Source organism: Rhodopseudomonas sp. P2A-2r (genome assembly GCF_026015985.1).
GTDB lineage: Bacteria > Pseudomonadota > Alphaproteobacteria > Rhizobiales > Xanthobacteraceae > Tardiphaga.
In genome coordinates, this window is record NZ_CP110389.1 from 2,523,088 (window position 1) to 2,537,548 (window position 14,461).

Sequence of the window (14,461 nt, forward strand, 5' to 3'; positions counted from 1 at the left end):
AAATGGCTTACAGACTCCAGCTCCGCAGCAGCTCCGATACGCCCTGCCACGTTAGCACCAGCGAGATCAGAAACAGCAGCACGTAGGCGATGCGGTAGAACAGGCCGGTGGGCAGGTGCTTGACCAGCCAGATGCCGGCAAAATTTCCGGCGATGGCGATCGGCAGCAGTGCGACCGAGGTCGCCAGGTTGACCGGGGTGAACTGCCCGAGCAGGAAATAGGGCACGATCTTCAGCGCGTTGACCACGGCGAAGAAGATCGTGGTGGTGCCGACCAGCACCAGCTTCGGCAGCCGCTGCGGCAGCACGTAGACCTGGAACGGCGGTCCGCCGGCCTGGGTCATGAAGGACGTGAAGCCGGTCACGCCGCCCCAGAACAGGCCGCCGGCCGTGCCCATCCGCCGCGGTTCGATCGACGCGCGCTTCAGCCAGACGTCGAACACGAAGATGAGGCCGATGGCGCCGACCGCGATGCGCACGGCGTTGTCGGAGACGCTGGAGGCGATCAGCCAGCCCAGCCCCATGCCGACCACGGCACCCGGCAGCATCACCTTCAGGTTCGAGGCATCCCAATGGCGGCGGTAGACATAGAGCGAGATCAGGTCCTGGGTGATCAGCAGGGGCAGGGTCAGCGCCGCCGCCTCGAGCGGCGGCAGGTACAGCGCCAGCATCGGCGTGGCGGCGGTACCGATCCCGGCGAAGCCGCCCTTGGAGAGACCGAGGATGATCACGGCGGGTATCGCGAGGGCATAAAAGAAGGGGTCGGCGATAATGGCGGGCACGGGCGGCTCCGGTCGGGGAGGCGCAGTCATACGCAGCCGGGCGGCAAAAGGCGACTCGCGTTTGCGCATACAGGCCAGAACATCCTTCGTTCTCAAAGTCCCCATCGCATGCTACATCCCCTGCATGATCGCGGCACGCGCGACGGGTAGAGTGAATTGGCCAAGGCAAAAACAGCAGGGAAGTGGCAGCGCGATCCGGAGGGTATGCGGATCCGCATTCTCGAAGCCGCGAAGAAGGAGTTCGCCGCCCACGGCCTCGCCGGCGCGCGGGTCGATCGCATCGCGGCCGATGCCGGCGCCAACAAGCGCATGCTGTATTATCACGTCGGCAACAAGGAGGATTTGTACCTCGCCGTGCTGGAAGGCGCCTATGAGCAGATTCGTGTCGAGGAGCGCAGCCTCGATCTCGAACATCTCGATCCCCCGACGCGATCGAACGGCTGATCAGCTTTACCTGGAACTATTTTCTGCGAAATCCGGAATTTCTGGCGCTGCTCAATACCGAAAACCTCGAGCGCGCCCGGCACCTGAAGCGCTCCGACAAGGTCAAGTCGATGCATTCGCCGTTCGTGGAGATGATCCGCACGGTGGTCCTGCGTGGCGTCGCAAGCGGCGACTTCAAGGTCGCCATGGATCCGGTGCAGCTCTACATCTCGATCGCCGCGCTGAGCTTCTTCTACCTGTCCAACAGCGCCACGCTGAGCGTGATCTTCGGCCGCGACCTGCTGGCCAAGCAGGCGAAAGACGAGCGGCTGGCCCACATGGTGGCGCTGATCCTGGCGGCGCTGACCGGAAAATCGGTGGCCGAATTCCTGCTGCCGAAACCGGCCACCCGCGCCCCGGCCCGCCAACCCGCCTGAAGCCCAATCGTTAGTCCGGGTCTGCATTCGACGGCTGTGCCGTCCGAATGCAGCCCCGGAATGACAGCGAGTGTCCGCGATTGACATTCGCCTTGCCGCGGGTAGTATTTACCCAACGAGTTAAATACGAGCGCCCTCCACGCGGCGCAGGGAGAGACGTGTGAGCCAGACCAAGGGCCCAGGGGCCGCAGCGCAACTGCTGAATGCCGCGTGGCTGCGCCCGTTTTTTCTGCTGATCATGATTGTCGTGGCCTGGGATCTGGCGATCCGCCTGTTCCACATTCCGGCCTATCAAGTTCCGGCACCCGGCGATGTCGTCAAGGTGCTGTGGACGGACTGGCCTGAGCTGCTCAGCCAGACTTGGCCGACCACCTATGCGACCATCGTCGGCTTTCTGCTGTCTGCGCTGTTCGGCATCCCCGTGGCCATGCTGATAGCCGGTTCCAGGACGGTGGAGAGCTACGTCTATCCGCTGCTGGTGTTCTCACAGTCGATTCCCAAGGTCGCGATCGCGCCGCTGTTCGTGGTGTGGTTCGGCTTCGGCATCGTGCCGAAAATCATCTCGGCCTTCCTGCTCGGATTCTTCCCGGTGGTGGTCTCTGCGGTGCAGGGCTTCAAGTCGGTCGACCCGGACATGGTCGATCTGGCGCGCGCCATGAAGGGCAGCCGCATCAGCGTATTCTGCGCCGTCAACCTGCCGCACGCGCTGCCGGCGATCTTCTCCGGCCTCAAAGTGTCGGTCACGCTCGCGGTGGTCGGCGCCGTGGTCGGCGAATTCGTCGGCTCCAATTCCGGCATCGGTTACGTGCTGCAACGTTCGATCGGCACCTTCGATCTGCCGACCATGTTTGCCGCGCTGGTGATTCTCGCGCTGCTCGGCGTGGTGCTGTTCTGGATCGTCGACCGCATCGAACGCTTCGCGATTCCCTGGCACGTCAGCCAGCGTGCCGAGGTTTTCATCGCCGCATAGTTCAGTGGTGCAAAATGCCAAACAAGCGGCCCAATCAAGGGCCGCATCACTTTCAGAGGGAGGCTAACATGCTGAAATGGATTACCACCTGTTCGACGGCGCTGATCTGGACCGCGATCGCCACCGTGACTCCGGCGGCCGCCGCCGACAAGGTCACATTGATGCTGAACTGGTACGTCTACGGCGAGCACGCGCCGTTCTATTACGGCAAGGCCAAGGGCATCTATGAGGCCGAGGGCATCGATCTCGATATCCAGGAGGGCCGCGGCTCTGCTGCCACCGTGCAGGCTGTCGCCGCCAAATCCGTCAACTTCGGCTATGTCGACGTGCCCACCATGATGCGCGCCGCGGTCAAGGGCGCCCCGGTGATCGCCACCGGCGTGCTGCTGCAGACCACCGCGATGTCGGTGATGGGCTTCGTCGACAAGAATATCAAGAAGCCCGACGACATCAAGGGCAAGACCGTGGCGATCACGCCGGCGGATTCGATGACCCAGATCTGGCCGCTGTTCCTGAAGAAGGCGGGGCTGAAGGAATCCGATTTCAAGACGGTCGCAGGCGACGGCCAGACCAAGCTCAACGCGGTCATCAACGGCCAGGCAGACCTGTTGCTCGGCTACGTCATGGACCAGTCCATGAAGATCAAGGACGCCACCGGCAAGGACGTCTACCCGATCAAGTTCGCCGACTACGGCATTCATCTGGTGTCGTCGGGAATCGTCACCAATACCGACTATGCCAAAGCCAATCCGGATCTCGTCAAGCGCTTCATGTCGGCCACCACCAAGGCCGTGGAAGCCGCATCAAAGGAGCCGAAGGCCGCCGCGCAGTCGATCCTTGATGCCAATCCGAAGGGTGGCAAGATCGACACCCTGACCCAGGGCTTCGAACTCACAATTCCGTTCTACTCGACTCCGGAAACCAAGGGTAAGCGGCCGTTCCAGGTCACCGATCAGAACATGAAGGATTCGATCGATCTCATGGTCGAATACGGCGGCCTCGAAGCCAAGGCCAAGGAAAATCCGAAGGCGTTCTACACCAACGACTACTTGCCGAAGTAATTGGTGAACGACGGGACTGATCTGATGACTGCAGCGACGATGAAGGCCAAGGGCTTGGATATGAGCGTGGATCCAGCGACCGCACATCTTCGCTTGGTGTCAGAACAGCCCGTCAACAAGGCGTCGGGGATCCATCTCTCCGGTGTCTCCAAGACCTACGGGACCGGCGACGGCAAGGTGCAGTCGCTGCGACCGCTGGACTTCCACATCAACGACGGCGAGTTCTTTGTCGTTGTCGGCCCCTCCGGCTGCGGCAAGTCTACCTTGCTGAAGATGATCTCGGGCCTGCTGGCGCCGACCACCGGGGAAATCCTGGTCGACGGCAACAAGGTCACCGAGCCGCATGGCGATGTCGGTATCGTGTTCCAGAACGCGCTGCTGCTGCCGTGGCGCAACATCCTGTCGAACGTGATGCTGCCGATCGACATGAAGAAGCTGCCGCGCGAGAAATTTCTGGAGCGGGCGAAGCAGCTTTTGAAGATGGTCGGCCTCGAAGGTTTCGAGAAGAAGCTGCCGTGGCAGCTGTCCGGCGGCATGCAGCAGCGCGCCTCGATCTGCCGTGCGCTGGTGCACGATCCCAAGATCATGATGATGGACGAGCCGTTTGGCGCGCTGGACGCGATGACGCGTGAGAAGATGAATGTTGAACTGTCGCGGATCCAGCGCCAGACCGGCAAGACGATCCTGCTGATCACCCATTCGATCCCGGAAGCAGTGTTTCTCGCTGACAAGGTGCTGGTGATGACCGAGCGGCCGGGCGGTATCGAGGCGATCTACGACGTGCCGCTCGGCCGCGACCGCAACCTCGACACGATGGCCAACCCGGTGTTCACCGAACTGGTGGCACGGGTGCGAAAGCATTTCTTTACCCAAAGCGCGCTGGACTAGGGCTGCTCGATATGACCGCTCCCCGCATCGCTTTGCGCGAGATCGCGCTGTATGAACGCCCGGTGGTGTTTGTGCGGCCGTTCCGCTTTGGCGCGGTGACGGTCAACGCTGCGCCGCAGGCCTTCGTGCGCGTCGAGCTGGAGGTCGAGGGCCGCGGCGTATTCGTCGGCGCCAGCGCCGAGATGATGGTGCCGAAATGGTTCGACAAGCGGGCTCATCTCGACATCGATGACACCATACAGGAGCTCAGGCAGTCGCTGAGCATCGCGCGCGATTTGTATCTGGCGCAGTCCGGCCTGATCACTGCCTTTGCGCTGCATGCCGGCGCCATCGCCGACCAGATGGCCGCCTGCGCCCGGGTCGACATCCCGCCGCTGGCCGCCGCGTTCGGGCCGGCGGAAATCGACAAGGCGGTCCTCGACGCGCTGCTGCGGGGCCTGAAGCTGGATTTCTTCACCGGCATGGCGGGGAATGTGGCCGGCCTCGACGCGCGATTGGCGCCGGGTGTCGGCCCTGACGACATCGCGACATTTCTGGCGGGCCGCAAGCGGCTGGCGCGGGTCGCGGTGCGACACACCGTCGGACTCGATGACCGCATCGAAGGCGAGGGCGGCGTCGCCGATGCCCGTGAAAATTCGGGTGCGCGCTATTTCAAGCTGAAGATGAATGGCGATCCGGAAGCCGATGCGGCGCGGCTAACGAAGATAGGCAACGCGCTGGCCACGCTGCCGTATGATTACAAGGTCTCGCTCGACGCCAACGAGCAGTATGCCGATCTCGACGCGCTTGGTGCGCTGGTCGATCGCCTCGAACACGACACCGCGCTGCGGCCGATCGCGTCAAAGCTGCTGTATATCGAGCAGCCGATGCCGCGCGACCTCACCAAGCAGGCGCCGCTCGGCCACCTGTCGTCGCACAATTTCATCGTCGACGAGGCCGACGATAGCTGGGACGCGTTCCCGATGGCGCGGGCGCTGGGCTATCGCGGCATCTCGTCGAAATCCTGCAAAGGCCTCTACAAGTCCATCGTCAACGCCACCCGCGCCGCGGCGTGGAGCGAGCAGGGTGTTCCCTATTTCGTCACTGGCGAGGACCTGACCTGCCAGGCCGGGCTCGGTGTGCAGCAGGATCTGGCGCTGGGCGCGCTGATCGGCGTGACGCACGCCGAGCGCAACGGCCATCACTATGTCGATGGCTTTGGCGAGGCGCCGGCGGCCGAGGCCGAAGCGTTTCTGAAGGCGCATCCCGATCTCTATCGCCGCGATGGCGAGGTCATCCGGCTCAACATTCACGACGGCGATCTCCTGACGGGATCGCTGACCTCTGCCGGATTCGCATCCGGCGCCCATCCGGAATGGTCGGCCCTTGCGCCGCTCCAGCGCCCCAGAACAAAAATCCTCCAGGAGCACTAACTATGGCTGTCCATCGCCTCGGCATCATCATGAACGGCGTCACTGGCCGCATGGGACTCAACCAGCATCTGGTGCGCTCGATCGTCGCGATCCGCGCGCAGGGCGGCGTGACCCTGAAGAACGGCGACCGCATGATGCCGGATCCGATCCTGGTCGGGCGCAATGCCGAGAAGATCGAAGGCCTCGCCAAAAAGTACGGCATCGAGCGCTGGACCACCGATCTCGACGAGGCGTTGCAGAACAAGGACGACACCATCTTCTTCGATGCCGCCACCACGCAGGCGCGGCCCGGCCTGCTCAACAAGGCGATCGCTGCCGGCAAGCACATCTATTGCGAGAAACCGATTGCGACCAACCTTGCCGCCGCACTCGACGTCATCAAGCAGGCCAATGCCAAGGGCCTCAAGCACGGCACCGTGCAGGACAAGCTGTTCCTGCCCGGCCTGAAGAAGCTGGCGATGCTGCGCGACAGCGGCTTCTTCGGCAAGATGCTGTCGGTGCGCGGCGAGTTCGGCTACTGGGTGTTCGAAGGCGACTGGCAGGAAGCGCAGCGGCCGTCCTGGAACTACCGTGCCGAAGACGGCGGCGGCATGATCCTCGACATGGTCTGCCACTGGCGCTACGTACTCGACAATCTGTTCGGCGAAGTCGAGAGCCTGACCTGCCTCGGCACCACCGACATTCCGGCGCGCTGGGACGAGCAGGGCAAGAAGTACACGGCCACCGCCGATGACTCCGCTTACGCCACCTTCAAGCTGAAGGGCGGCGTGATCGCCCACATGAACATGTCGTGGGCGACGCGCGTCTATCGCGACGATCTCGTCACCTTCCAGGTCGACGGCACCCATGGTTCGGCCGTCGCCGGCCTCAGCGAATGCATGATCCAGGCTCGCCAGGCGACTCCGCGGCCGGTGTGGAATCCCGACGAGAAGCGTACCCACGACTTTTACGCCGACTGGCAGAAGGTGCCGGACAACGCCGTCTACGACAACGGCTTCAAGGAGCAGTGGGAGATGTTCATCCGCCACGTCTGCGAGGACGCGCCGTACAAGTACACGCTGCTGGAAGGCGCCAAGGGCGTGCAGCTTGTCGAATGCGCGCTGGAAAGCTGGAAAGAGCGCCGCTGGATCGATGTCCCCACGCTCAAGGTCTGAGGTCGCATGATGAACAAGCCAGTCCAACCCATGTCGTCATTGTCGCTGAAGCTGCCGAAGGCCGATCGTTCGCTTGAAACCTATCGGCTGGCGGCGTCACGCAGTTTTCCCGCGAAGCTCACGGGCACGCTGAACCGCGTGGCGTTCTCGGCCGCCCATGTGGTGGCCGATCCGCTGGCCGAGGGCGATCCGTGGCTGACCGCGGCGATCGACTGGGACCGCACCATCGCGTTTCGCGAGCACATCTGGGACCTCGGCCTCGGCGTGGCCGAGGCGATGGACACCGCGCAGCGCGGCATGGGGCTGGACTGGCCGACCTCGCTGGAACTGATCAGGCGTTCGGTGGCGGCGGCCAGGCCGCGCGGCGGTCTGGTATTTTCCGGCGCCGGCACCGATCATCTCGCGGTGGAAGATGCTAGGTCGCTCGACGACGTGATCCACGCCTATGAGGAGCAGATCGCAGCGGTCGAGAAGGCCGGCGGCCGCATTATCCTGATGGCCTCGCGGGCGCTGGCCAAGCTCGGCAAGAGTGCCGAGGATTACGGTCGCGTCTATGACCGCGTGCTGTCGCAGGTCAGTCAGCCCGTGATCATCCATTGGCTCGGCGACATGTTCGATCCGGCACTGGCGAACTACTGGGGCACGTCCAGCCTCGACGCGGCCATGGACATCGCGGTGGACGTCATCAACCGCAACGCCGCCAAGGTCGATGGCGTCAAGGTGTCGCTGCTCGACGCGCAGCGCGAGATCGACATGCGCCGCCGGCTTGTGCCGGAAGTGAAAATGTATACCGGCGACGATTTCAACTATGCCGAACTGATCGCCGGCGACGACAAGGGTTTTTCCCACGCGCTTCTGGGCATCTTCGACGCCATCGCGCCGGCGGCATCCTATGCGCTGTCGCGGCTGGCGGCGGGGGATGAAAAAGGCTTTCGCGACGTACTCGGCCCGACCGTGCCGTTGTCGCGGCATATCTTCAAGGCGCCGACGCGCTTCTACAAGACTGGCATCGTGTTCATGGCCTATCTCAACGGCCACCAGGACCATTTCACCATGATCGGTGGGCAGGAGAGCACGCGCTCGACGCTGCATCTGGCCGAACTGTTCCGACTCGCCGACCAGGCCGGACTGTTGTCGAATCCGGAAAAGGCGACGCAGCGGATGAAGGCGATTTTGGCAACTCGCGGGATCGAAGCCTGATGCGCGATTTCTCTGGGGATCATCGCTGGCTGTCGCTGAACACCGCCACCGTCCGCAAGCAGGGCGACCTCGCCGAGATAGTCGATGCCTGCGCCAGGCATGGCATCCGTGCCATCGATCCGTGGCGCGACCAGGTTGCTTCCATCGGGCTCGATCGCGCCGCGAAGGTGATCCGGGACGCAGGCATCGAGTTGTCCGGCTACTGTCGCGGTGGCATGTTCGTCTCCGACGAGGCGCATCGCCAGCAGCAGCGCGATGACAACCGTCGCTGCGTCGACGAAGCCGTGGCATTGAAAGCGCCGTGCATCGTGCTGGTGGTGGGCGGCTTGCCGCAATATTCGCGGCCAGGAAGTAGCCCATCGAAAAATATCGCGAACGCGCGCGCCCAGGTCGAAGACGGCATTGCGGAGATGATGGACTACGCCAAGCAGGCCGGCATGCCGCTGGCCATCGAGCCGCTGCATCCGGCCTATGCCGGCGACCGCGCCTGCGTCAATACGACGGAGCAGGCGCTGGACATCTGCGACCGGCTCGACCCCAACCGCACGGGCATGCTCGGCGTCGCGCTCGACGTCTATCACATCTGGTGGGATCCGGAGCTGCCGCCGCAGATCGTTCGCGCGGGCAAGGACCGGTTGATGGCGTTCCACGTCTGCGACTGGCTGGTGCCGACCAAGGACATCCTCAACGACCGCGGCATGATGGGCGACGGGGTCATCGACATCAAGTCGGTGCGCGCGGCGGTCGAGGCGCAGGGCTTCGCCGGCTATTCGGAGATCGAGATCTTTTCCGAGAGCTGGTGGGGCAGGCCGATGGACGATGTGCTGGAGACATGTATCGCCAGACACAAGACGGTCGTTTAATATCGGAGCGCCTGCGTGATTCTACCTTGGTGCATCGCATCATTTCGTTGACTTTTGCTCAAGTGAGTGGTTACTCACAATATGAGCAGTTTACGGATGACCCATGACCTCCGGCGGGAGCTGATCCTGAGCGCGGCGAAGCGTTGCTTCGCGCGCAATGGATTCGCCGGCACCACGACCAAGAGCGTGGCGGCGGCGGCGAAGATTTCCGAAGGCCTGTTGTTCAAACATTTCCCGACCAAATCGGCGCTGTACGCCGAAATTCTCGCCGAGGAGTGCGATGCCGATCCGGAGCTGAACAAGCTGCTGGGGCTACCGCCGTCGACGGCCACGCTGGTGGTGCTGATTCGCGGCATGGTCGGGCATTTCCTGGAGATCTCCGAACACCCGGACCAGGAGGAAGCGCAGCGCATGCGGCTGATGATCATCAGCCACCTCGATGACGGCGAGTTCGCCCGCCTGCTGTTCAACAAGATCAACGAGTTGATCGGACCGGCCTTCACGGCAGCCTTCGAGCAGGCCGTTCTGGCCGACGACGCCGTGCGCGGCACCGGCGAGCCGATCAACCTGTTCTGGTTCGCGCACCACACGGTGATGATGGCGGCGCTGTCGCGACTGCCCGCGGTGCCGTGCCTGTCCTATGCCCATGCGGCCGATCTCGACCGGCAGCTGTGTGAATTTATCCTTCGCGGTATTGGTCTTAAAGAAACGGCAATTGCATCGCATCTGGACCGCGCGTTAGCGGCGGATCTGGTGCAGCCGGCAACGACAGAAAGCGCATGACATGACGATCACCACACAAGCCAGTGCGGCGCCGCGCGCCACCGTCGAGAAGCCGCGCCCGCGTCCGGTGCGCATGATCAAATGGTTCATCATCGTCGGCCTGCTGCTGGCACTGCTGGTCGGCGCGCTGGTTGGCTTCAATTCGTTCCGCGCCATGAAGATTGCGGAGTTCTTCGCCAACAACAAGCCGCCGCCGACCCTGGTCACCGCGGCCGAGGCAAAGTCCGAAGTGATTCCAAACCTGATCAACGCCGTCGGCGATCTCGCCGCCGTGCATCAGGTCAACGTCACCTCCGACGTCAACGGCCGCATCACCGACATCATGTTCAAGGCGGGCTCCACGGTGAAGGCCGGCACGCCGCTGGTGCAGCTGTTCGACGCCCCCGATCAGGGCGATCTCGCCAGCTTCAAGGCCCAGGCCAAGGTGGCGGAATTGAACCTCGATCGCGCCAAGCAGTTGGCCGCGCGCCAGTTCGGCCCGCAGGCGACGGTGGACACCGCGCAGGCTGCCTATGACCAGGCGCAGGCAGGCATTGCCAAGACCGAAGCGGTGATCTCGCAGAAGCTCGTGCGCGCGGCATTCGACGGCGTGCTCGGCACCCGCCGCGTCGAGGTCGGACAGTATCTCACCGCCGGCACCCAGATCGTGTCGTTGACGGATCTGTCCGCCGTGTTCGCTAACTTCACGGTCACCGAGAAGGATTCGGGAACGCTCAAGGTCGGCCAGGTCGTGCGCATCTCCGTCGATGCCTATCCCGGCCGCAAGTTCGAAGGGGCGCTGACGACCATCGAACCGCAGATCAGCGCCGACACCCGCAATATCCGCGTGCAGGCGACGATCCAGAACCCCGAGGGCATTCTGAAGCCCGGCATGTTCGCCACCACCACGGTGGTGCTGCCGGACAAGCCGGCCGTGATCACGGTGCCGGAAACCGCAGTGGACTACACGCTGTACGGCGACTCGGTCTACCTGATCACCGAGAAGAAGACCGACGACGGCAAGACCAGCCTCAATGCCGTGCGCACCTTTGTGAAGACCGGCGATCGCATCGATGGTCGCGCTGTCATCGTCCGCGGGCTGAACCCCGGCGACAAGGTGGTGCAGGTCGGCCAGCTCAAGCTGCAGTCCGGTGCCGCGGTGGCGATCTCGACCGACCCTGCGCCGCAGATTCCGGCGAAGGCGCCGCTGAACTGATACGGTCGAACGGATCGCGCCGTGCGCGATCCGTTTCCGGCGATTTGTTGAATCAATTCTCGCATCGATGCGCGGCCGTTGAGGCCGGCGTCGGATGCCGGTGACGGAGCGTCGCAATGGTTTTCACGGACATCTTCATCAAGCGCCCGGTGCTGGCGCTGGTGGTCAGCCTGCTGATCCTGCTGATCGGCTTCAAGGCCGCCACCAGCCTGCCGATCCGGCAATATCCCAAGCTGTCGAACACCGTGATCACCATCACCACGGTGTATCCCGGCGCGTCGCCGGACCTGATGCAGGGGTTCATCACCACGCCCATCGAGCAGGCCGTCGTTGCCGCCGAAGGCCTGGACTACATGACCTCGGCCTCGACCCAGGGCCAGAGCCTGATCTCGGTCTACGTCAAGCTGAACAACGATCCCAACGCCGCGCTCACCGAAGTGCTGTCGAAGGTCAACTCGGTCAAGTACCTGATCCCGAAAGAGGCCAACGATCCGGTGATCGTCAAGTCGACCGGCTCGACCACCGCGGTGATGTATCTCGGGTTTTCCAGCGAAGAGCTGTCAGGCTCGGCGATTTCCGATTACCTGACGCGCGCAGTGCAGCCGGTGCTGTCCACCGTCGACGGCGTCGCCTCGGCCGACATCCTCGGCGGCCAGACCTTCGCGATGCGGCTGTGGCTCGACCCGGTGCGCATGCAGGGTCGCGGCGTTTCGCCGGATGACGTCACCGCGGCGATCCGCGCCAACAACTTCCAGTCCGCGGCCGGTCAGACCAAGGGCTACTACATCATCTCCAACGTCACCGCGAATACCGATCTGCAGAATGTCGATCAGTTCAAGCGGATGACCATCAAGGCCAAGGACGGCGGCTTCGTGCGCATCGAGGATGTCGCCACCGTCGAGCTGGCGGCGCAAACCGCCGATGCCAGCGTGGCCTTCAACGGCGAGCGCGCGATCTTCATCGGCGTCCAGTCGACCCCGCAGGGCAATCCGCTCAACATCGTGGCGGGCGTGCGCAAGCTGTTCCCCGAGCTGGAGCGCAACCTGCCGCCGTCGCTGAAGATGAAGGTGGCCTACGATTCCACCAAGTTCATCACCTCTTCAATCAACGAGGTCGAACACACGCTGATCGAGGCGGTCGGCATCGTCATCGTGGTGATCTTCCTGTTCCTCGCCTCGTTCCGTTCGGTCATCATCCCGGTGGTCACCATCCCGCTGTCGCTGGTCGGCGTCTGCAGCCTGATGCTGGTGATGGGCTTCTCCATCAACATGCTGACCCTGCTGGCCATGGTGCTGGCGATCGGCCTGGTGGTCGACGACGCCATCGTGGTGGTGGAGAACATCCATCGTCATCTCGAGGAGGGCAAGTCGCCGGTGCAGGCCTCGCTGGAGGGTGCCCGCGAAATCGTCGGCCCGGTGATCTCCATGACCATCACGCTGGCGGCGGTCTACGCGCCGATCGGCTTCCTCGGCGGCCTCACCGGCGCGCTGTTCCGCGAGTTTGCCTTCACGCTGGCCGGCTCGGTGATCGTCTCCGGTGTGATCGCGCTGACGCTGTCGCCGATGATGTGTTCGGTGCTGCTGAAGCAGGAGGAGCCGGGCTGGTTCGCCAAGAAGGTCGATATGGTGTTCGGCGCCACCACGCGCTGGTACGGCCGTCAGCTCGACCGTTCGCTGGATTACCGTCCGATCACCGCGCTGTTCGCCGTCGTGATCCTCGGCCTCGTGGTGTTCATGTATCAGCATACGTCGAAGGAACTGGCGCCCGAGGAAGATCAGGGCATCCTGTTCGCTGTGACCAAGGCGCCGAAATACGCCAACATCGATTATGCCGACTTCTATAGCGACAAGATGGACAAGGTCTTCCAGACGTTCCCGGAAACCGATCTGCGCTTCATCATCAACGGCACCAACGGTCCCTCCAACGGCATTGCCGGCATGGCGCTGAAGCCGTGGGACGAGCGCACGCGCTCGACCACCAAGCTGAAGCCGCTGGTGCAGGCCGAGCTCAGCAAGATCGAGGGCGTCAATGCCTTCGCCTTCAACCTGCCGGCGCTGCCCGGCGGACCGGGCGGCCTGCCGATCCAGATGGTGATCAACTCCACCAATGGCTTCCAGTCGGTCTATGAGGAGATGAACAAGCTCAAGGACGCCGCGCGCAAGAGCGGTCTGTTCATCGTCGCTGATAGCGACCTCGACTACAACCAGCCGGTGGTCAAGGTGAAGGTCAACCGCAACAAGGCCAACGACCTCGGCGTCACTATGGCGAGCATCGGCAGCACGCTGTCGACGCTGCTCGGCGGCAACTACACCAACCGCTTCAACCTCGAGGGGCGCTCCTACCAGGTCATTCCGCAGGTGCCGCGCGCGTTGCGGATTTCGCAGGACTCGCTGGCAAATTACTATGTTGCGAGCACGTCCGGTCAGCAGATCCCGCTATCGACGCTGGTCACCGTGGAAACCGCCACCAACCCCAACGCCCTGTCGCACTACAACCAGCTGAATTCGGCGACCTTCCAGGCCGTTCCGATGCCAGGCGTCACCGTCGGTGCCGCGGTCGACTTCCTGGAGAGCGCGGCCAAGCAGTTGCCGTCCGGCTTCAACCACGACTACCTCGCGGATTCCAGGCAGTACGTGCAGGAAGGCAACCAGCTCGCTATCGCCTTCGGCTTTGCGCTGATCATCATCTTCCTGGTGCTGGCGGCGCAATTCGAGTCGCTGCGCGATCCGCTGGTGATCATGATCTCGGTGCCGATGGCGATCTCGGGCGCGCTGATCCCGCTATTCTTCGGTGTGGCGACGATCAACATCTACACCCAGGTCGGCCTGCTCACGCTGGTCGGACTGATCTCCAAGCACGGCATCCTGATGGTGGAGTTCGCCAACGAGCTGCAGCTGAAGGAAGGCCTCGACAAGCGCTCGGCCATCGAGATGTCGGCCCGCGTGCGTCTGCGCCCGATCCTGATGACCACGGCGGCCATGGTCACCGGCCTGCTGCCGCTGCTGACCGCAGCGGGTGCCGGTGCGGCCAGTCGGTTCTCGATCGGTCTTGTGGTGGTGTCCGGCATGATGATCGGCACGCTGTTCACGCTGTTCGTGCTGCCGGCGGTTTACGTCGCGATCGCCACCGATCATCGCGCCGGCAAGGAATCGCAGCGCGCGAAGGAGATCGAGGAGTTCGACATGCAGCATTCCTCGCCGGCGCTGCGGCCGACCTGAGCTTGCGAGAGCGGATTCTTTGAGGTTTGATGGCGGATCGAACATCGTTCGATCCGCCATTTCTTTGTGTGCTTTC

General features: G+C 63.4%; 11 protein-coding genes and 1 pseudogene. 11 read left to right on the plus strand and 1 reads right to left on the minus strand.

The window, feature by feature from the left end:
- Positions 1–7: 7 nt before the first annotated feature.
- Positions 8–811, minus strand: coding sequence for a sulfite exporter TauE/SafE family protein (locus ONR75_RS11830; RefSeq protein WP_413776510.1), 804 nt, complete (start codon positions 809–811; stop codon positions 8–10).
- Positions 812–937: 126 nt separating this feature from the next.
- On the opposite strand from ONR75_RS11830, the pseudogene ONR75_RS32775 reads away from it, so the two are divergent.
- The 11 genes and pseudogenes from ONR75_RS32775 (at position 938) to ONR75_RS11890 (ending at position 14,385) form a co-directional block, all read left to right on the plus strand.
- Positions 938–1,641, plus strand: a pseudogene (locus tag ONR75_RS32775) (TetR family transcriptional regulator).
- Positions 1,642–1,879: 238 nt separating this feature from the next.
- A complete protein-coding gene (locus ONR75_RS11845) occupies positions 1,880–2,611 on the plus strand; it encodes an ABC transporter permease (protein ID WP_413776511.1) in 732 nt (243 codons plus the stop codon).
- Positions 2,612–2,679: 68 nt separating this feature from the next.
- Positions 2,680–3,672, plus strand: a complete 993-nt coding sequence (locus ONR75_RS11850) for an ABC transporter substrate-binding protein (RefSeq protein ID WP_265082758.1) — start codon at positions 2,680–2,682, stop codon at positions 3,670–3,672.
- A 24-nt stretch (positions 3,673–3,696) separates the two neighbouring features.
- Complete coding sequence (locus ONR75_RS11855; protein ID WP_265082759.1) at positions 3,697–4,560, plus strand: ABC transporter ATP-binding protein; 864 nt, start codon at positions 3,697–3,699, stop codon at positions 4,558–4,560.
- Between the two features lie 11 nt (positions 4,561–4,571).
- Positions 4,572–5,972, plus strand: coding sequence for a hypothetical protein (locus ONR75_RS11860; protein WP_265082760.1), 1,401 nt, complete (start codon positions 4,572–4,574; stop codon positions 5,970–5,972).
- Between the two features lie 2 nt (positions 5,973–5,974).
- A complete protein-coding gene (locus ONR75_RS11865; protein WP_265082761.1) occupies positions 5,975–7,126 on the plus strand; it encodes a Gfo/Idh/MocA family protein in 1,152 nt (383 codons plus the stop codon).
- Positions 7,127–7,135: 9 nt separating this feature from the next.
- Entirely contained in the window at positions 7,136–8,326 is a 1,191-nt protein-coding gene (locus ONR75_RS11870; protein WP_265083631.1) for a dihydrodipicolinate synthase family protein, read from the plus strand.
- The gene (locus tag ONR75_RS11875) at positions 8,326–9,189 is read left to right on the plus strand and encodes a sugar phosphate isomerase/epimerase family protein (RefSeq protein ID WP_265082762.1); all 864 of its coding nucleotides are present in this window, start codon (positions 8,326–8,328) and stop codon (positions 9,187–9,189) included. The genes ONR75_RS11870 and ONR75_RS11875 overlap by 1 nt, the downstream gene beginning before the upstream one ends.
- Positions 9,190–9,270: 81 nt before the next feature.
- On the plus strand, positions 9,271–9,972 hold the full coding sequence (locus ONR75_RS11880) for a TetR/AcrR family transcriptional regulator (protein WP_265082763.1): 702 nt from the start codon (positions 9,271–9,273) through the stop codon (positions 9,970–9,972).
- A 1-nt stretch (position 9,973) separates the two neighbouring features.
- Positions 9,974–11,167 carry an efflux RND transporter periplasmic adaptor subunit gene (locus tag ONR75_RS11885; RefSeq protein ID WP_265082764.1) on the plus strand — a complete coding sequence of 398 codons (1,194 nt, stop codon included), beginning with the start codon at positions 9,974–9,976 and terminating at the stop codon, positions 11,165–11,167.
- A gap of 116 nt (positions 11,168–11,283) precedes the next feature.
- On the plus strand, positions 11,284–14,385 hold the full coding sequence (locus ONR75_RS11890) for a MexW/MexI family multidrug efflux RND transporter permease subunit (RefSeq protein WP_265082765.1): 3,102 nt from the start codon (positions 11,284–11,286) through the stop codon (positions 14,383–14,385).
- Positions 14,386–14,461 lie beyond the last annotated feature (76 nt).